The organism is Morganella sp. Je.2.23 (assembly GCF_051129855.1).
Lineage (GTDB): Bacteria > Pseudomonadota > Gammaproteobacteria > Enterobacterales > Enterobacteriaceae > Morganella > Morganella sibonii.
The window spans coordinates 300,511-318,507 of sequence record NZ_JBCPSQ010000003.1 but is presented as its reverse complement, the minus strand read 5'-3'; the positions used below and the strand labels follow the sequence as shown (position 1 = coordinate 318,507).

17 protein-coding genes and 1 pseudogene are annotated in these 17,997 nt (G+C 51.8%); 10 read left to right on the top strand and 8 right to left on the bottom strand.

The genetic code is table 11. From position 1 onward, the window contains the following. Positions 1-263 precede the first annotated feature (263 nt). A complete protein-coding gene (locus AAZR23_RS13710; RefSeq protein ID WP_166707166.1) occupies positions 264-1,010 on the top strand; it encodes a L,D-transpeptidase family protein in 747 nt (248 codons plus the stop codon). On the opposite strand, the gene AAZR23_RS13705 is transcribed toward AAZR23_RS13710, so the two are convergent. Together AAZR23_RS13705 and lpcA are read right to left on the bottom strand one after the other, a co-directional pair. Continuing rightward, positions 980-1,756, bottom strand: coding sequence for a class II glutamine amidotransferase (locus tag AAZR23_RS13705; RefSeq protein ID WP_052926443.1), 777 nt, complete (start codon positions 1,754-1,756; stop codon positions 980-982). The two genes, AAZR23_RS13710 and AAZR23_RS13705, sit on opposite strands and share 31 nt — an antisense overlap. A gap of 206 nt (positions 1,757-1,962) precedes the next feature. Further along, positions 1,963-2,541, bottom strand: coding sequence for a D-sedoheptulose 7-phosphate isomerase (gene lpcA / locus AAZR23_RS13700; protein WP_024472650.1), 579 nt, complete (start codon positions 2,539-2,541; stop codon positions 1,963-1,965). Between the two features lie 290 nt (positions 2,542-2,831). On the opposite strand from lpcA, the gene fadE reads away from it, so the two are divergent. After that, positions 2,832-5,282, top strand: a complete 2,451-nt coding sequence (gene fadE, locus AAZR23_RS13695; RefSeq protein ID WP_434693205.1) for an acyl-CoA dehydrogenase FadE — start codon at positions 2,832-2,834, stop codon at positions 5,280-5,282. 46 nt (positions 5,283-5,328) lie between these two features. Here fadE and AAZR23_RS13690 read toward each other — a convergent pair whose 3' ends face one another. The 3 genes from AAZR23_RS13690 to lysA form a co-directional block, all read right to left on the bottom strand. Continuing rightward, positions 5,329-6,426 (bottom strand): ABC transporter substrate-binding protein, encoded by a 1,098-nt coding sequence (locus AAZR23_RS13690; RefSeq protein ID WP_349417569.1) that lies wholly within the window; start codon positions 6,424-6,426, stop codon positions 5,329-5,331. A gap of 30 nt (positions 6,427-6,456) precedes the next feature. Further along, positions 6,457-7,407, bottom strand: a complete 951-nt coding sequence (locus AAZR23_RS13685) for an NADH:flavin oxidoreductase (protein WP_434693267.1) — start codon at positions 7,405-7,407, stop codon at positions 6,457-6,459. 333 nt (positions 7,408-7,740) lie between these two features. Then, positions 7,741-8,991, bottom strand: coding sequence for a diaminopimelate decarboxylase (gene lysA / locus AAZR23_RS13680; RefSeq protein WP_434693202.1), 1,251 nt, complete (start codon positions 8,989-8,991; stop codon positions 7,741-7,743). Between the two features lie 118 nt (positions 8,992-9,109). Here lysA and AAZR23_RS13675 point away from each other — a divergent pair, with 118 nt between their 5' ends. Next, the gene (locus AAZR23_RS13675; RefSeq protein WP_046895188.1) at positions 9,110-10,024 is read left to right on the top strand and encodes a LysR family transcriptional regulator; all 915 of its coding nucleotides are present in this window, start codon (positions 9,110-9,112) and stop codon (positions 10,022-10,024) included. Here AAZR23_RS13675 and AAZR23_RS13670 read toward each other — a convergent pair. Then, complete coding sequence (locus AAZR23_RS13670) at positions 10,014-10,940, bottom strand: LysR family transcriptional regulator (RefSeq protein WP_434693199.1); 927 nt, start codon at positions 10,938-10,940, stop codon at positions 10,014-10,016. The two genes, AAZR23_RS13675 and AAZR23_RS13670, sit on opposite strands and share 11 nt — an antisense overlap. Before the next feature lie 113 nt (positions 10,941-11,053). On the opposite strand from AAZR23_RS13670, the gene AAZR23_RS13665 reads away from it, so the two are divergent. After that, complete coding sequence (locus AAZR23_RS13665) at positions 11,054-11,932, top strand: MBL fold metallo-hydrolase (RefSeq protein WP_434693196.1); 879 nt, start codon at positions 11,054-11,056, stop codon at positions 11,930-11,932. A gap of 17 nt (positions 11,933-11,949) precedes the next feature. Then, entirely contained in the window at positions 11,950-12,564 is a 615-nt protein-coding gene (locus tag AAZR23_RS13660) for a DsbA family protein (protein WP_243846718.1), read from the top strand. Here AAZR23_RS13660 and AAZR23_RS13655 read toward each other — a convergent pair. Beyond that, a pseudogene (locus AAZR23_RS13655) lies at positions 12,544-12,979 on the bottom strand (prepilin peptidase). The gene AAZR23_RS13660 and the pseudogene AAZR23_RS13655 overlap by 21 nt on opposite strands. A gap of 460 nt (positions 12,980-13,439) precedes the next feature. On the opposite strand from AAZR23_RS13655, the gene rsmE reads away from it, so the two are divergent. The 4 genes from rsmE (at position 13,440) to ruvX (ending at position 16,192) form a co-directional block, all read left to right on the top strand. Beyond that, a complete protein-coding gene (gene rsmE, locus AAZR23_RS13650) occupies positions 13,440-14,171 on the top strand; it encodes a 16S rRNA (uracil(1498)-N(3))-methyltransferase (RefSeq protein WP_046895183.1) in 732 nt (243 codons plus the stop codon). 9 nt (positions 14,172-14,180) lie between these two features. Then, positions 14,181-15,131: a glutathione synthase gene (gene gshB / locus AAZR23_RS13645; RefSeq protein WP_032097880.1), complete on the top strand. Its 951-nt coding sequence runs from the start codon at positions 14,181-14,183 to the stop codon at positions 15,129-15,131. Positions 15,132-15,206: 75 nt separating this feature from the next. Continuing rightward, positions 15,207-15,770 (top strand): YqgE/AlgH family protein, encoded by a 564-nt coding sequence (locus AAZR23_RS13640; protein ID WP_166707159.1) that lies wholly within the window; start codon positions 15,207-15,209, stop codon positions 15,768-15,770. Beyond that, entirely contained in the window at positions 15,770-16,192 is a 423-nt protein-coding gene (gene ruvX, locus AAZR23_RS13635; RefSeq protein ID WP_004237826.1) for a Holliday junction resolvase RuvX, read from the top strand. Before AAZR23_RS13640 ends, ruvX begins: the two co-directional genes overlap by 1 nt. A gap of 30 nt (positions 16,193-16,222) precedes the next feature. Here ruvX and AAZR23_RS13630 read toward each other — a convergent pair whose 3' ends face one another. Beyond that, positions 16,223-17,245, bottom strand: coding sequence for a type IV pilus twitching motility protein PilT (locus AAZR23_RS13630; protein ID WP_434693190.1), 1,023 nt, complete (start codon positions 17,243-17,245; stop codon positions 16,223-16,225). A 21-nt stretch (positions 17,246-17,266) separates the two neighbouring features. Between AAZR23_RS13630 and AAZR23_RS13625 the strand changes: the two genes are divergently transcribed. Further along, on the top strand, positions 17,267-17,965 hold the full coding sequence (locus AAZR23_RS13625) for a YggS family pyridoxal phosphate-dependent enzyme (RefSeq protein ID WP_434693188.1): 699 nt from the start codon (positions 17,267-17,269) through the stop codon (positions 17,963-17,965). Positions 17,966-17,997: the final 32 nt, after the last annotated feature.

Sequence of the window (17,997 nt, the reverse complement as noted above, 5' to 3'; positions counted from 1 at the left end):
ATTTTACCACTTCACAACAATTCTGTCCGGTGAAACGAGTGACCTGGCTCAAGCAAATGGGATTATTGTGATCAGAAAAAGCCGGAAAACTCGTCTTTACCGAGTAATTTAATCACCTTTACCGACTGCTGTTTATTTTTTGACCACAATAATGTTTGTAACAAACGATTTTATTCTCACCGGAAACCATTCACAAATTATCTGCATCATGGCAATCTGTTGTTACTTTTTTCACCAACCTATTGCCATCCTGAATACTGAGAATGCGACATATCATTTTTATCATGATCGGCCTGCTGTTTTTTGCAGGGCAATCATCGGCAACGACGGGAAAATCCCCGTCATTATGGCTTACGGCACCGGTAAGTGATGTCCGTAACAGCCGGGTATTTATACAGATATTTAAAGAAGAAAAAGAGCTGGAGTTATACACGCGGGAGAATAACGGACGTTTTAAACTGGTAAAACGCTATCCGGTTTGTCAGTTTTCCGGCGGTCTGGGACCTAAACAGCTGACCGGTGATTTAAAAAGCCCTGAAGGTTTTTACCGCATCAGTCTGTCACAGCTCAACCCGAACAGTCGGTTTTACCGAGCTATCAACCTTGGTTTTCCCAATGAATTTGACCGTGCACACGGCTATACCGGGGATTATCTGATGGTTCACGGCGACTGCAAATCTGTCGGCTGCTACGCCATGACGGATGCCTATATTGATGAGATTTACCGCTATGTGGAAAGCGCCCTGCTGAGCGGACAGGCGGATCTGAATATTGCGATTTATCCTTTCCGGATGACACCGGAGAATATGAACCGCCACCGGAATTCCTCACATCTGGCCTTCTGGCAGCAGTTACAACCCGCTTATCAGTACTTTACCGAGAATCAGATCCCGGCGGTGGTTGCTGTTATTAACGGCCGTTATGTCACCGCCGCACACACGGCCGTACCGGGACCTGCAGCAGAAGCCGGCCTGCTGACTCAGAACACGGATGCATCACGCTCGCCGTAGTAAAAAAGAACCGCCTCACCCGGCCGGATTTTCTGCCACTGCTCATTGCCGGTCAGCGGTTGTGTGGCGATAACCGAGACCACATCATCCGGGCTGGTGTGCTGAGAAAAATCGATCTCCACATCACTGTCCACCAGCCGCGCTTTACCAAAAGGCGCGCGGCGGGTGATCCAGTGCAGATTGGTGGAGCAGTACGCCAGCACATAGCTGCCGTCTGACAACAGCATATTAAAGACGCCGAACTGCCGTAACTCATCCGCCAGCCGCTTCATATCACGGAATACTGCCTGCAGATCCTGCGGCGGCTGCGGGTATTTTTCTTTCAGCTGATTCAGCAGCCAGCAGAATGCATGCTCGCTGTCAGTCTGACCGACGGGGGTAAAAAAACCGGTCGCCAGGTGTTCATAGCCGCTGAGCTGCCCGTTGTGGGCATATGTCCAGTTTCGTCCCCACAACTCACGGGTAAAAGGATGGGTATTTTCCAGCGAGACCACTCCCCGGTTTGCCTGGCGGATATGTGCAATCACCGCTTCGGATTTGACGGGATAATCGCGGACAAAACGGGCGACAGGAGAATGACAGCAGGCACGCGCGTCTTTGAAGGTCCGGCACCCCATTCCTTCATAAAACGTAATTCCCCACCCGTCTTTATGCGGCCCGGTTTCCCCTCCGCGCGGGATCAGACCGCTGAGACTGAAATGAATATCAGTCGGGACATTCGCGCTCATCCCCAGCAATTCACACATTGCCTTTCTCCCTTACCCGGTTTCGTGATAACTGAAGACTATTGTTACCCGCAATTCGTTAGTTTCACAATTACGGAAATATCATTTTTTTAGATGATTTGGTTATATATAAGATACTTTATGCTTATCATGAATAAGTCCTGCCTCACGACATAAAAAAAGCACCCGGCCGGATAGCGGAGTGCTTTTTCAGATGCCGGGCCGGGTTATTTCACCATTTCTTTTTCGATCAGCATGATCAGAATATGAATAACCTTAATATGGATTTCCTGAATGCGATCCGCATAACCAAAGTGTGGTACACGAATTTCAATATCCGCACTGCCCGCCATTTTACCGCCGTCTTTACCGGTCAGTGTGATCACTTTCATACCTTTGGCGCGTGCCGCTTCAATCGCTTTGATAATGTTGCCGGAGTTACCGGATGTGGAGATACCGAGTAACACATCTCCTTCACGGCCGACAGACTCCACAAAGCGGGAGAAAACATATTCATAGCCGAAATCATTACTTACGCAGGATAAGTGGCTGACATCAGAAATAGCAATTGCCGGATATCCCGGACGGTTTTCACGGTAACGTCCTGTCAGTTCTTCCGCAAAATGCATCGCATCACAGTGTGAACCACCGTTACCGCATGACATAACTTTGCCGCCCGCTTTAAAAGAATCAGCCAGCATGACAGCAGCCCGGCGGATTGCATCAATATTATTCTCATCTTTCAAAAAGTTATCGAGGGTTGCCGCTGCTTCGGTCAGTTCACCGCGGATAAGTTCCTGGTACATAGAGATAGGCTCCTGAAAATGAATCGGATTTGTCTGTTCTGAGTGTAACGGATCTGCCCCGGTGAAAGAAGTCACAATCCGTGGCATCTGCAAATAAGACATCCGGTCGCCGCCAACCCCTGCGGGTTTGTCAACGTCCGGGTTTTGTTCTGCTAATTTTGTGAGCTAAGTTGTAAATAAAATGTGAAATCATTGAAGTTATTTTTTGGTTGCGCTAGATCTGAACACAACAGGTCAGACCTCTGATGTCACATTGTACTGACACGAATACCCCTATACGGAGGTTCATCATGTTACTACTCAGCATAATTTTATTTATCGCCGCCACCGGGCTGCTCGCTTTTCACCGGGTCAGTCTGAAGTACAGTGCAACAGCACTGATACTGTTCAGTCTCATCATGAATGTCTTCCGTTTATGGCCGTTTGCTGTCACCGTTCTTCTGGCACTGATTTTCCTGCCGTTTGTGATCACGTCCGTCCGTAAAGCTCTGTTCAGCAGCCGTCTGATGCTGCTGTTCCGTAAAGTGATGCCACCGATGTCACAGACAGAAAAAGAAGCGATTGATGCAGGTACCACCTGGTGGGAAGGCGATCTGTTCCGCGGACAACCGGACTGGCAGAAGCTGCACAGCTACCCCGCTCCGCAACTGACGGCGGAAGAACAGGCGTTTCTTGACGGCCCGGCAGAAGAAGCCTGCCGGATGGCCAATGATTTTGAAATCACCCATGAGCTGGCGGATCTGCCGCCGGAATTATGGCAGTTCCTGCGTGATCATAAATTCTTCGCCATGATCATCCGCAAGGAATACGGCGGTCTGGCGTTCTCCGCCTATGCCCAGGCGCGGGTGCTGCAAAAACTGGCCGGAGTTTCCGGTATTCTGGCGATAACCGTTGGTGTCCCCAATTCACTGGGGCCGGGCGAGTTGTTACAACACTACGGAACTGACGAACAGAAAAAACGCTGGCTGCCGGGGCTGGCCTCCGGGGAAGAAATCCCCTGCTTTGCCCTGACCAGCCCGGAAGCCGGTTCTGATGCCGGAGCTATCCCGGATACCGGGATTATCTGTACCGGCGAATGGCAGGGTGAACAGGTGATCGGGATGCGCCTGAACTGGAATAAACGCTATATCACGCTGGCACCGGTTGCCACCGTCCTGGGCCTTGCCTTTAAACTGTATGATCCGGATAAATTGCTCGGTGAGAAAACCTCGCTTGGGATCACCTGCGCACTGATCCCGGTGAATACGCCGGGGGTTGAAACCGGTACCCGTCATTTCCCGCTCAATGTCCCGTTCCAGAACGGCCCGACACGCGGTAAAGATGTCTTTGTACCGCTCGACTATATTATCGGCGGTCCGGCAATGGCCGGACAGGGCTGGCGCATGCTGGTGGAATGCCTGTCTGTCGGGCGCGGTATCACACTGCCGTCCAATGCCACCGGCGGACTGAAAAGCGCAGCAATGGCGATTGGTGCTTATTCTTATATCCGCCGTCAGTTCCGGATGCCGATCGGCAAAATGGAAGGGATTGAAGAGCCGCTGGCGCGTATTGCCGGGAATGCCTATCTGATGGATGCCGCCGCCACACTGATCACCACCGGTATTATGCTGGGCGAAAAACCGGCGGTTCTGTCCGCCATTGTAAAATATCACTGCACTCACCGGGGGCAGCGTGCCATTATTGATGCGATGGATATTGCAGGCGGTAAAGGTATCTGTCTCGGGCCATCCAATTTCCTCGCCCGCAACTATCAGGGGGCGCCTATCGCGATTACTGTTGAAGGTGCCAATATCCTGACCCGCAGTATGATTATCTTCGGTCAGGGAGCCATACGCTGTCACCCCTATGTACTGACCGAGATGGCCGCTGCGGCGGATAATCAGCTGAATGACTTTGATAACGCGCTGTTTGCCCATATCGGCCATGTATTAACTGCCGCCACCCGCAGTTTCTGGCTGGGGTTATCACGCGGATATTTCAGTCCTTCACCATTCCGGGATGCCACCCGCCGCTATTATCAGCACCTTAACCGGCTGAGTGCCAACCTGGCACTGCTGTCAGATATCGCGATGGCGACACTCGGCGGCAGTCTGAAGCGTCGTGAGCGGATTTCTGCCAGACTCGGGGATATACTCAGCCAGCTTTACCTCGCATCCGCCACTTTAAAACGGTTTGATGAGGATGGCCGTCCGCAGGCTGACTTACCGCTGGTACACTGGGCAGTACAGGATTGTCTGTATGAAGCCGAAAAAGCGATGGATGAACTGCTGACAAACTTCCCTGACCGGAAAGTCGCCGCCCTGCTGCGTCTGACTATCTTCCCGTCAGGCCGCCATCACCGTCCGCCATCCGATAAACTGGACAGCAAACTCGCCCGTCTGTTACAGGAACCGTCTGACACCCGTGACAGAATCGGACGCGGGCAATATCTGGCACCGGAACCCAATAACCCGCACGGCCTGCTCAATACTGCACTCAGTGATATTCTGGCCGCTGAACCGCTGGTGGCCCGCCTCAGTCGTATGGCCGAAAAATATATTGATTTTACCCGGCTGGATAAACTGGCGGATACAGCACTGGAGGACGGAAAAGTCACTCCGGAGGAGGCTGATATTCTGCGCAAAGCAGAAGCCAGCCGTCTGCGCTCGATCAATGTGGATGAGTTTGCACCGGAGATTATCGGCCTGAAGTCACACGCCAATTCTCATCGTTACCGTAAAGGGGAAAACCCCGGCGCATAAAATAACATGGCGGAGCCGTTCCCTGCTCCGCCATAACTGCTCTGTCTTACCGGTCAGTGCTGCTGTGGCCGGTCATATTGGCATCCAGACTGAGGATTTCCCGCATTTGTGCTTCTGTCAGGTCGGCACCGAAGAATTGCTTAAAGAACTGACGGATATCCTGCTGTATTGCTGCATCATCTGCCGGTTTGCGCATAATGCGGGCTTCAATCCATTTCATCATCAGCGGCGTTTCTATTCCCGGCGCATCCCAGCGGTAAATACCGATAGGTGCTTTATAGATACGTCGGTTCTTCACGGCAGACATTGTTTCTGCCCCCTGCCAGCCAACCGTATTCCGGTAGACATCTTCAGGCACAAATGAATCAAACTGGCTCAGAATAATAATGTCCGGGTCCAGATTAATCACTTGTTCTGCTGACACCGTGATCCAGTTTGGTTTAACCGGCATGTCATCTGTCACATTAATGCCCCCGGCCCGGTTGATCATCAGGCTGTTTACCGAGGTCTTTCCGGCCACCGTCAGGTTTTTATCTCTGACATACAGAATACCCGGTTTTCCGTACGGCACCTCACGAATAGTCACCGGGGTTGAGTCTCTTGTCACCGTGTTCACTGACTGAATCTGATGGTCAAAAAAAGCCAGTAAATCTGCGGCACGCTTCTCTTTGCCCAGAATGTCGCCCAGCAACCTGATTCCGTTTTTGACATCATCCAAATCACCGTATCTGATTGCCACCGCCGGAATACCGAGTTTATCCAGCTTCTCTTTTTCCTCTTTCTGGTAATCCCAGATAATCACCAGATCCGGATTTAATCTGACCAGTTCCTCACCGTTGATGGTGAAATCTTTATTCACAAAGGTGCTGTTGACCTTTTCAATACCGGGTGCCAGTGTTTTCAGGATACTATTGCGGTAAGCCTCTTTCGCTGACGGATGCATCCCGGCAATTTTTGCATCCGAGCCATCCACCACATAAATCATCGACATCCACGGAATAGGTACGACCGCAATCCGCTCTACTGTATCCGGAATAGTGACCCGGTTTCCGGCGAGATCAGTGATTTCTTTTGCCCCGGCACAACTGAAACACAGTAATAAAACACCGGCACTGAAAATACGCTTTAAGGCTGATATTGCCATAACATCTTCCTGTCATTGTATTTACTGTTATCAGCGAAACGCCCGGATATACGGACGGGGAATTAATTTACGATCATGCTTCAGTAAATATTCCAGATACCAGTTAGGATTACGTAATAATCCGCAGCCGACAGCAATTAAATCCGCATACTGATGCTCTAATATATCGTCTGCCAGCTGATGGTCGCGAATACCACCAACAACAATGACAGGTTTTTCACAGCCTTTTTTAACACCTTTGGTATCTTCCAGCTGATAAGCAACACCTTTATTTGTACCATGCATCTGGCTGCCGCCATTAGATATGTGAACAATATCAATAAGCGGATTAATATTACGCAGAATTTTTTGTGTAAATAAAATACTGTCCTCTTCGCAATAACGCGTACCGATACGCAGAATAATCGCTTTCTCTTCCGGCCAGGATTGGCGGACAGCAGTCAGTAACTCTGTCAGAAAAATAACCGGATCGCCGTATTTATCAGTACGCTGATTTGTCCGCCGATCAATAAACTGAGATATTAAAAACTCATGAGATGCCATAATTTCCAGTGCATCAAACCCGGCTTTATTTGCCCGCGCGGCGGCCTTTGTATAGCAGTCAAACAATGCTGTAATTTCATCTGCTGTTAATACATTAATATCCTGAATAATATTGCCGGATTCCAGCCGTGATTTACTGCCAGCATGGTTCAGCTGAATCGCCACTTTGCTGCCTTCATTTTGCAGCATCGTCACAATCTGAGCCAGCATGGCGACATGCCCGTCCTCATATAAACCCAGTGCACCACTGCCCAGACGTCCGTCAGCCGTAACCGCACACTCTTCCATAATAATCAGTCCGACCTGACCGACAGCAAAAGACATATAATGCGCCAGATGAAAGTAATCAGCGTAACCGTCAGTGGCTCGTTTTATTCTGACAGGCGGATAAACTAATTTATTTTTAAGCGTTAATTTTTCTGATACAAATGGCTGCATTAAATTCATAATACGCACGTCCCCGGAAAAAAGCTGACCGGTACTGTTATATAAAAACTGCACCGGTAATAAATAATAAAATGACTGAAGGGATAATAAAGGGAACAGTGCAGAGACTCTATGACAGGCAATCTGTTTTATAACACCAGTCACACTCTGCCGGAATACAGCCTCCGGATGCGATTATTGCGTTAACAATCATCATTCTGTTGTTGTTTTTATGTAATAGAAAAACAACATTAATATACTCCCGGGGAGTATTAATAATAAAATCCCCGGGATGTGATTCCCGGGGATTTTCAATATCAGTCAGAAACGATAACAGATAATCTATTATTCAGTGATTTCCAGCGCCATCAGTTCATCAATGGTCTGACGACGGCGGATAAGTTTTAGTTTTCCGTCTGTAAACAGAACTTCCGGTAATAATGGCCGGCTGTTGTAATTTGATGACATCGATGCGCCGTATGCCCCGGTATCGTGAAAAACCAGAAAATCATTCACACTGACTTCCGGTAACGCACGCGGTACTACCATTCCGCCCTCCAGCTGAGTAAAAACATCACCGGATTCACATAACGGCCCCGCCACAATGGTTTCCCGCAATGTGCTGTTTTGCGGCTCTCCCGCTGCCGGTAATACCGAAATATGGTGATAACTGCCGTACATTGCCGGGCGCATCAGGTCATTAAAACCGCTGTCCACCAGTACATAGTGGCGGCTTCCCATTCCTTTCACGGCCCGTACCTGAGCCAGCAGAATACCGGATTCTGCCACCAGATAACGCCCGGGTTCAATTTCCAGAGTGATATCCCGGCCGAGATGGCGGGCTATACGTGTCCGGGCCGCATCCCAGAGTGAGAAATAATTGTCGATATCAATAATTTCGTCCCCCTCTCGATAAGGGGTCGATAAGCCGCCGCCGGCAGAAATCGCACGGATATCCAGATTATTAGTGATCACCAGCTCCGCCATCGCATCACAGACCGTCGCAAGGTGCTCATAGTCCACACCGGAACCGATATGCATATGAATGCCGGTCAGTGTCAGCTGATACTGACGGATTTCTGCCAGCGCTTCACCGAGATCGGAAAACCAGATCCCGTGCTTGCTGTTCTCGCCGCCGGTATTGGTTTTCTGGCTGTGCCCGTGACCAAAACCCGGATTGATACGCAGCCACACCGGATGCCCCGGACGGCGGGCGCCAATCTGGCGCAGCATATCCACCGAGCCGGTATTCACCGCAATACCGAGTTCCAGCACGCGATCCAGCGTTTCTTCCGTGATCATATCTGCTGTAAAAACTATCTCATCCGGACGGTAACCGGCTTTCAGCGCCCGTTCAATTTCACCGGCGGAGACGGAATCCACTTTCACGCCATGCTCATGCATCAGGCGTAAAATATGAATGTTGGAATTGGCTTTCTGCGCAAAACGGATCACATCAAAGCGCTTCAGACGGGCAATACGGCTGATAATCACCTCACTGTCATATAACCAGAGAGGGGTACCGTACTGCTGAGCCAGGCTGCGCAGGGCATCCGGGGTAAACGGGGCGCGGAGTGTTTTGGTTGCGATGGTCATGATGTTGTGCTCTTTTTGATCGTGATCTCATTTTTTTCCATCGTGACAAAAAATCTTCGGGATTTAAAATATCTGATTTGCTAAGGTCTATTCATTGCTGATATGGATTTGATGGATAATGGAACACTACTCCTGGCGTCACATTGATATATTCCACGCGGTTATGACAACAAAAAGTCTGACCGATGCCGCACAACTTCTGCACACATCCCAGCCGACTGTCAGCCGGGAGCTTGCCCGTTTCGAAAAAATCCTGGGATTCCGTGTTTTTGACCGTATCAAAGGCCGTCTGCACCCGACTGAACAGGGACTGCGGCTATTTGAGGAGGTGGAGCGATCGTATTACGGACTTGAGCGCATCAGCCGTGCTGCGGAGAGTATCCGCCAGTTTCAGCATGCTCAGCTGGCAATCACCTGCCTGCCCGCATTTGCCCAGTCCTTATTGCCTGCTGTCTGCCGCACGTTTCATACACAATACCCGGATGTGAATTTTGAAATCGCCCCGCAGGAATCCCCGCTGCTTGAAGAGTGGCTCTCTGCCCAGCGTTACGATCTGGGGATCACCGAACATCAGCTGACACCGCCCGGCACACTGCAGGAAACCCTGCTCACACTCAGTGAAGTCTGTGTGCTGCCGGAATCGCACCCACTGTGCAGCAAAGCGGTTCTGACACCCGCTGATTTTGCACATCAGAATTTTATCAGTCTGTCCGTTGCGGACAGTTACCGGCAGAAAATTGATGCATTATTCAGTGAAAAGCGAATTCCGCGGCGGATGATTATGGAAACACACAGTGCTGCTTCAGTCTGTGCCATGGTCAGAGAGGGCTTGGGGGTGTCTGTTGTCAACCCGCTGACCGCGATGGATTGCAGCGGGATTTGTGTCCGTCCGTTCAGTGCGGATATTCCGTTCACCGTAAGCCTGATCCGCCCGCAACACAGACCGCATTCTGTATTAACGGATATCTTTGTCACACATCTCCGTCAGCATATGCAGGTCATTTTGCAGCAATTAAAACAGGTCAGCGGTTAGTTTTTTCATCCAGAAGATACGGCAGCCAGTCCGGCGAATGCGCAAACCACTCCGCCAGGAAATCCAGCAGCAGACGCAGAGGCCTGGCCATATGCTCACGGCTGGTGTAAATGCCGTAGATACCGAGTGCAGGCAGCCGGTATTCCGGAAACAGGCGCACCAGACGCCCGGTTTTCAGATACTCATACACCGAGCAATACGGCTGCAATGCAATGCCTTCCCCGTTCAGCGTCGCTTCCAGCAGAAACGTGGATTCATTGGCACTGAGCGCCCCGCTCACCGGCACAGAAATGACCTCATCATCCCGTTCAAACAGCCACAGGCTGCGGCCGTAGAAATTATAAGTCAGGCAGGTCAGCTCACTGAGCGATTCGGGTGACGTCGGATAACCGTGTTTTTCCAGATAGGCCGGTGATGCACAGACCACTGAATCACAGCGGGAAAGCGGCTTTGCAATCAGATTCGGCTCAAGATTGTTGGTGATACGGATACCCAGATCAATCCGTTCCTCCACCAGACTGAGCACCTTATTCGTCACCTGCACATCCACAGAAATGGCCGGATAACGGGCCCTGAACTGCACAAGCGCTTTAGACAGAGCCACCATCGCCAGCGACTGAGCACAGGTTACCCGTACCAGACCGCTCACTGCCTCATCTTCTGTCACCACCGGGCGGGCAATTGCGGTCGCCAGTGACAGCAGCTCCCGGCTTTGTATCAGCACCGTTTCACCGGCGGAAGTCAGCGTCAGGCTGCGGGTTGTCCGGTTCAGCAACCGCACACCGGCCCAGTTTTCCATTTCGGCCAGATAGCGTGTCACCATCGCACGGGACATACCCAGCATATCTGCGGCTTTGCTCATGCTGCGCTGTTCAGTAATGGCGATAAAAACCTGAGCGGCAGTGACCCTGTCCATTTTATTTGTCCGTTTTATGCAACAATGAAGACCGGATTATGGGGTTTTTCCGGCGGATTATGCAACTTATTATAGCGTCATCTCAACGATTCACCTGCAAAAAGGATAACACTATGACTTCTGCAATTCGTACTTCTCTGGTATTCAGCGCACTGATGAGTGCTTCTTTTATCACTGCTGCCGCACCACTCTCTCTGGAAGTGTATAACCCGGGCGAAAAAAGTATCTTCCCGGTCTCTTCAGAGATCATCAGCGGCAAAAATGAGGTGGTTCTGATTGATGCTCAGTTTCAGAAAGATGATGCTCAGGTACTGGCGGATAAAATCCGTGCGACCGGCAAAACACTGACCACCATTTATATCAGCCACTCTGATCCGGATTTCTATTTCGGACTGGATGAACTGAAAAAAGCCTTCCCGCAGGCTAAAATTGTCGCCACTCCGCAAACTGTCGCGCTGATCAAAGAGAGCAAAGACGGTAAACTGGCTTACTGGGGACCGGTACTGAAAGAGAATGCCCCGCAGAGTATCATTGTGCCGGAGCCGTTAGAGGGCAACCGCATTATGCTGGAAGGGGAAAGTATCCTGATTGAAGGACTGGACAGCCCGGCACCGGAACGCAGTTATGTGTGGGTACCGTCACTGTCTGCCGTGATGGGCGGCGTGCTGGTGTCAGAAAATATCCATGTCTGGCTGGCTGATACCCGGACCCCGGAATCCCGTCAGTACTGGCAGCAGTCACTGAAAAGTATGCAGGACAAAAAACCGGCCACCGTGGTACCCGGCCATTACACCGGTAACAGCCATTTTTCACCGGCTGCCATTACCTTTACCGCAGATTATCTGACCCGCGCGGAAACCGCGCTGAAAGAGAGCAGGGACTCACAGCAGATGATCAGCACACTGAAAGCGGCTTACCCGGCTCTGGCAGATGAATCCAGCCTGGAACTGAGCGCCAAAGTGCTCAAAGGCGAAATGCGCTGGCCGCAGTAATCTGATTTAAGGAAAACATGATGTCAGTAAAAACGCTGCACTATATTTATGATCCGCTCTGCGGCTGGTGTTATGGTATCGCGCCGTTTATTCAGGCCGCACATAAACAGGGCGTAACCATCGCCCTGCACGGCGGCGGGATGATCACCGGTTCACAACGCCGCCCGGCGGATGACAGTATGCGGGACATGATCCGCAGCCATAATCAGCGCATCACTCAGATGACCGGACAGCCATTTACCGATGCCTTTTACACCCTGCTGAAAAATCAGGAGTGGGTGATGGATTCTGTTCCGCCGATTGCCGCCATTCTCAGCGCGCAGGCACAGTCAGGTAAAGGCATTGACATGCTGGATGCCTGCCAGAAAGCGTATTATCAGGACGGGCTGCCGCTTAACCGCGATACCCTGCGCAAGCTGGCGGATAAGCTGGGGATCAGCGATATTCAGTCTGATAATACTGAGCAGCATATCAGTGAGAGCCGTCAGTTATTTGTCCATAACCCGACCGGCGGCTTCCCGACACTGCTGCTGGAAGAAGACGGCGTATTTCAGCATATTCCTAACCAGGCGGTACTGGGTGCGGAATCACATTGGGAAAGGCTTATCCCGTTACTGAAAACGACTGACTGACATCAGTCCCATCACCATAATCATCCCCGCAATTAAATGTGGCCCGAAGGCAATAATACCCGGGCTGCATGGCGGGAGATGATTATAGCGGTGACGGAAATAGTGAAGCCCGTACACCACCAGCGCGGATACACATGCCAGCATCAGCAGCAGTGCGAGCTGTTCCGCTCCCACCCAGGCACCCGTTGCTGAAAACAGTTTGATATCCCCGCCGCCCCAGCCCGCTTTTTTTACGGCACCATGCATAACCCTCCGCCACAAACCAGAGCAGAAAAAAACCGCCGATCACTCCGTACAGTGCGGAAGAAATCGTCACAAGTTGTACCTCATTCTGAAACAGCAACCCGGCCCACAGTACCGGAAACACCAGCTTATCCGGCAGATAAAACACCGCATTATCGATATGAAACAGCATCACCAGGCATAAAAACAGCAGTGTCAGAAACAGAACAGATACGCCCTGCCCGTCAGACCAGAATACAATAAAGATGCCGGACAACAGGCAGTGCAGATACACACGACAGCCGGATAACCGTTGCGGATACTGATAATACTGCCGCAGAATATATTCCGTCCCGGCTTTTACCGGCAACGGTAAAACGACTCCCCAGATAATCATAATCAGCCAGTCCATGTGTCCTCCGCTGCGTTCCCTGTTGCGATATCCGCAGCCTGCCTGACCGCCCCGGTAAAGACACGTTTTTTTCCCTGATTACAGCTGAATTACATTTTTTTTCGGGTCATCACGCAATATTGACAGCCCTTGCGGGCGGTGTTGATCCCGGCTGATGCTTGCAGTGAGATTCCCCCCTCTATTATCATGGGGCAATATATATAAACCGGCGGCGTGCCGGCAGAACGAAAAGGATATTTTCATGCGGATCCCGCGCATTTATCACCCCGGCACTTTAACCCCCGGCATGGTGACTGAACTGACCGATGACGGCGCCAACCATGTTGCCCGTGTGCTCCGGATGAAAACCGGTTACTCCCTGATCCTGTTTAACGGCACCAACCGGATTTTTAATGCCGAAATTGCCGGTATCAGTAAAAAAAGTGTGACTGTCCGTATCGCTGATGAACAGGACGACAACCGTGAATCCCCGCTGGCCATCCACCTCGGACAAGTGATGTCACGCGGTGAAAAAATGGAATTTACCATCCAGAAATCGGTTGAGCTGGGTGTTCAGATTATTACCCCCCTGATCTCTGAGCGCTGTGGTGTTAAACTGGATGGTGAACGGCTGGATAAAAAACAGCAGCAGTGGCAGAAAATTGCCATCGCCGCCTGCGAGCAGTGCGGACGTAATGTGATTCCGGAGATCCGCCCGGTGCAATCCCTGGAAGCATGGTGTGCGGAAACGGATGATGCACTGAAGATAAATTTACATCCGCGTGCCTCACAAAGTATCAATACACTGCCGGCAGAAACCGCTAAAGTGCGGTTACTGATTGGTCCGGAAGGCGGGCTGTCAGCAGAGGAAATCGCGATGACTGCCGGTCATCAGTTTACCGACATATTATTAGGGCCGCGTGTATTACGCACAGAAACTACCGCGCTCACTGCAATCACCGCATTGCAGGTGCGTTTCGGCGATCTGGGTTAAGGAGAAAAAATGATCAAGCTCGGTATTGTGATGGATCCTATCGATTCCATCAAAATCAAAAAAGACACCAGTTTCGCGATGCTGCTCGAAGCACAGCGCCGTGGTTATGAAATCCATTATATGGAAATGAATGACCTCTACCTGCATCAGGGCGTTGCCCGTGCCCGTACCCGCACACTGACAGTAAAAGAAGATCCGGCAGGCTGGTATCAGTTCGGCAGCGAACAGGATATCGCCCTGGGAACGCTGAATGTTATCCTGATGCGCAAAGATCCGCCGTTTGATACTGAATTCATTTATGCCACTTATATTCTGGAGCGGGCGGAAAGCGCCGGTTCCCTGATTGTCAACAAACCACAGAGCCTGCGCGACTGTAACGAAAAACTGTTCACCGCCTGGTTTGCTGATCTGACCCCGGACACCCTGGTTACCCGCAGTGCACAGCGCCTGCGTGAATTCCATCAGAAACACGGTGATGTGATTTTCAAACCACTCGACGGTATGGGCGGTGCCTCGATTTTCCGTCTGAAACAGGATGATCCTAACGTCGGTGTCATTATCGAAACGCTGACCAATCACGGTCATACGTTCTGTATGGCACAAAACTTCCTGCCTGCCATTAAAGACGGTGACAAACGTATCCTCGTGGTGGACGGTGAACCTGTACCTTACTGCCTGGCCCGGATACCGGCCAAAGGTGAAACGCGCGGTAACCTCGCTGCCGGTGGTCACGGTGAAGTACGTCCGCTGAGCGAAAGCGATTGGGCTATTGCCCGCAGCGTGGCACCGGTCCTCAAAGAAAAAGGTCTGATTTTTGTCGGCCTCGATGTGATCGGCGACCGCCTGACTGAAATCAACGTAACCAGCCCGACCTGTGCCCGCGAAATTGAAGCCGCACAACCGGATGTTTCTGTCACCGGCATGCTGATGGATGCCATTGAAAAACGTCTCGGCCGGTAACAGCAGGCGCTGTGTCCGTACACTCACACCCGCAGACGGTATTATCCGCTCTGCGGGCAGACTGAAAAGAAGGTTATGAACTTACAACATCATATTCTCATTGCCATGCCTTCACTGGATGATCCGTATTTTGCGCGTTCAGTTGTGTATCTGTGTGAACACAATGAAAACGGGGCGATGGGACTGGTGATCAACAAACCCATCGAACAGCTTTCCGTCGGTAAAATTCTGCAGAAACTGAAAATATCGCCGGATATCCGTGATGAAAATCAGTCGCTGGAAAAGCCGGTTCTGGTCGGCGGCCCGGTGTCTGAAGAACACGGTTTCGTGCTGCATTCCGGTGATAAAAAATATGCCGCCAGCACCCGGCTGACGGATGATCTGTTTCTGACCACGTCGAAAGACGTGCTGGAAACGCTGGGAACCGCAGAGCAGCCGGAGCATTACCTGATGACGCTCGGTTACTCAAGCTGGACAGCTGGTCAGCTGGAGCGGGAAATTATGGAAAACAGCTGGCTGGTGGCTGATGCCAGTCAGCGTCTGCTGTTCCGCACACCGATGCCCGACCGCTGGCGTGAAGCGGCTGCCGGTATCGGCGTCAATATTTACACCATCGCGCAACAGGCCGGACACGCATAATGAGCAGCAATACTGTTATTGCCTTTGACTTCGGCACCAAAAGCATTGGTGTGGCCGTCGGTCAGACCATCACCGGTACCGCCCGCCCGCTGGCTGCACTGAAAGCCCGTGAGGGTATTCCCGACTGGGAGCTGATAGCGGCGGTATTCCGTGAATGGCAGCCGGATTATGTGGTTGTCGGTCTGCCGCTCAATATGGACGGCACACCGCAGCTGGTAACGAATCAGGCGAAAAAGTTTGCCAACCGCCTGCACGGCCGTTTCGGCATTCGCGCGGAACTCCACGACGAGCGCCTCAGTACGGTGGAAGCCCGCGCTAATTTGTTTGCAGACGGCGGTTACCGTGCGCTCGGCAAAGATAAGGTGGACTCCGCCTCTGCCGTGATTATCCTCGAAAGCTGGTTTGAACAGCTTTACGGCTGATTATCCCGCACGCCGGGCGCGCCGTTCCCCTTACCATGCCGGGATCGCGCCCGTTTCCCCGGCAATATCCCCTCTGCTGCGCCGCCATTGCAGGCACTGCTCTTCTGTCATCATCCCGGACTGCGCGCCTGACTGCTGATGGGTCGCTATCTGATACGCTTTATTATCACGGATAAGACTCGCCACCGCCGGGGTATTAATCAGCACATCAAACAATGCACAGCGCCCGCCCCCTTGTTTTGCCACCAGATGCTGACTCAGCACCGCCACCAGACTGCCGGCCAGCTGATTGCACACACGGCTTTTCTCTGCACCGCTGAACGCATCCGTCAGCCGCTCAATCGCCGCAACAGCGCCGCGCGTATGAAGTGTGCTCAGCACCAGATGCCCGGTTTCCGCCGCCGTCAGGGCAAGCCGGATCGCCGCCTCATCCCGCAGTTCCCCCAGCATAATCACATCCGGGTCCTGGCGCAGCGCGGCAGTCAGTCCCTGCTGATAACTCTCACAGTCACGACCGATCTCCCGCTGGCGGATCAGCGACTGCCTGTTGCGGTGACGAAACTCCACCGGATCTTCCAGGGTAATCACATGCCGCCGGAAATGCTGATTGATATAGCTGAGCAGCGCCGCCAGCGTGCTCGACTTTCCGCTTCCCGTCGCGCCGGTCACAAGAATCAGCCCGCTTTGTGTCTTTGACAGCAGTCCGGCAAAAACCGGCGGCGCCAGGATGTCCTCCAGAGAAGGAACAACCGGACTGATCAGCCGCAGTGCAGCGTTCAGTAATCCCCCTGCCATAAAAATATTCGCCCGCAAAGGTTGATCGCGGATAAACAACGCAAGATCGGCCTGCCCTTTTGTCATCAATCTGTGGTAATTTGCCTGGTCGAGGATCGTCTTTACCCAGTCGCGCAGTGCGTCTTCCGTCACCGCCGCACAGTGTGTCTGAGAAAAAAGCTCTCCATCCACCCGTAATACCGGCACCCGGCCAACACAAAGGTGCAGATCGGATGCATTATGCTTTACACTAAGGGCGATTAAATTATCCATATTCATTAGGTTATCTCCCGGATCATCATGAAACCAATAAAAGACAATCTGACAGAAATCAGAGAACGTATAACCGCTGCGGCGCAAAAATGCGGCCGCGATCCACACACAGTGACCTTACTTGCCGTCAGTAAAACCAAACCTGTGAGCGCGCTCGAAGAAGCGATAGCAGCCGGACAAAACCGCTTTGGTGAAAATTACGTGCAGGAAGGTGTTGAGAAAATTCAGTATTTCTCCGGTAACACCAGCCTCGAATGGCATTTTATCGGCCCGTTACAATCGAATAAGAGTCGTCTGGTCGCTGAGCACTTTGACTGGTGCCACACTGTCGACCGGCTGAAAATCGCACAACGCCTGAGTGACCAGCGCCCGGCGGACAAAGCACCGCTGAATGTGCTTATCCAGATCAATATCAGTGATGAAAACAGCAAGTCCGGTATTACCCTCGCAGAGTTACCGGTACTGGCAGAACAGGTTGCAGCCCTGCCGAACGTCTGCCTGCGCGGGCTGATGGCAATCCCGGCACCGGAAACAGACCCGGAGCGCCAGTGCGCGGTTTTCCGTCAGATGGAAACGGCTTTCCGCGAACTGCAGGTTAAATACCCGCAGGCGGATACGTTATCGATGGGTATGACTGACGATATGGACGCTGCCATCACCTGCGGATCGACCATGGTGCGTATCGGTACTGCAATTTTCGGTGCGCGTAACTATTCTGTATCCTGATCATTCTGTATCATGACCTTCCTGTACCTTAG

Bases quoted from the DNA above. Each gene is read 5' to 3' on its own strand.
- AAZR23_RS13670 (WP_434693199.1), bottom strand. From the start codon at position 10,940: ATGGACAGGGTCACTGCCGCTCAGGTTTTTATCGCCATTACTGAACAG.
- AAZR23_RS13625 (WP_434693188.1), top strand. From the start codon at position 17,267: ATGAAACCAATAAAAGACAATCTGACAGAAATCAGAGAACGTATAACC.
- fadE (WP_434693205.1), top strand. From the start codon at position 2,832: ATGTTACTACTCAGCATAATTTTATTTATCGCCGCCACCGGGCTGCTC.
- AAZR23_RS13705 (WP_052926443.1), bottom strand. From the start codon at position 1,756: ATGTGTGAATTGCTGGGGATGAGCGCGAATGTCCCGACTGATATTCAT.
- AAZR23_RS13690 (WP_349417569.1), bottom strand. From the start codon at position 6,426: ATGGCAATATCAGCCTTAAAGCGTATTTTCAGTGCCGGTGTTTTATTA.
- ruvX (WP_004237826.1), top strand. From the start codon at position 15,770: ATGAGCAGCAATACTGTTATTGCCTTTGACTTCGGCACCAAAAGCATT.
- AAZR23_RS13630 (WP_434693190.1), bottom strand. From the start codon at position 17,245: ATGAATATGGATAATTTAATCGCCCTTAGTGTAAAGCATAATGCATCC.
- AAZR23_RS13685 (WP_434693267.1), bottom strand. From the start codon at position 7,407: ATGCAGCCATTTGTATCAGAAAAATTAACGCTTAAAAATAAATTAGTT.
- lpcA (WP_024472650.1), bottom strand. From the start codon at position 2,541: ATGTACCAGGAACTTATCCGCGGTGAACTGACCGAAGCAGCGGCAACC.
- lysA (WP_434693202.1), bottom strand. From the start codon at position 8,991: ATGACCATCGCAACCAAAACACTCCGCGCCCCGTTTACCCCGGATGCC.
- AAZR23_RS13710 (WP_166707166.1), top strand. From the start codon at position 264: ATGCGACATATCATTTTTATCATGATCGGCCTGCTGTTTTTTGCAGGG.
- AAZR23_RS13665 (WP_434693196.1), top strand. From the start codon at position 11,054: ATGACTTCTGCAATTCGTACTTCTCTGGTATTCAGCGCACTGATGAGT.
- AAZR23_RS13640 (WP_166707159.1), top strand. From the start codon at position 15,207: ATGAACTTACAACATCATATTCTCATTGCCATGCCTTCACTGGATGAT.
- gshB (WP_032097880.1), top strand. From the start codon at position 14,181: ATGATCAAGCTCGGTATTGTGATGGATCCTATCGATTCCATCAAAATC.
- AAZR23_RS13660 (WP_243846718.1), top strand. From the start codon at position 11,950: ATGATGTCAGTAAAAACGCTGCACTATATTTATGATCCGCTCTGCGGC.
- rsmE (WP_046895183.1), top strand. From the start codon at position 13,440: ATGCGGATCCCGCGCATTTATCACCCCGGCACTTTAACCCCCGGCATG.
- AAZR23_RS13675 (WP_046895188.1), top strand. From the start codon at position 9,110: ATGGAACACTACTCCTGGCGTCACATTGATATATTCCACGCGGTTATG.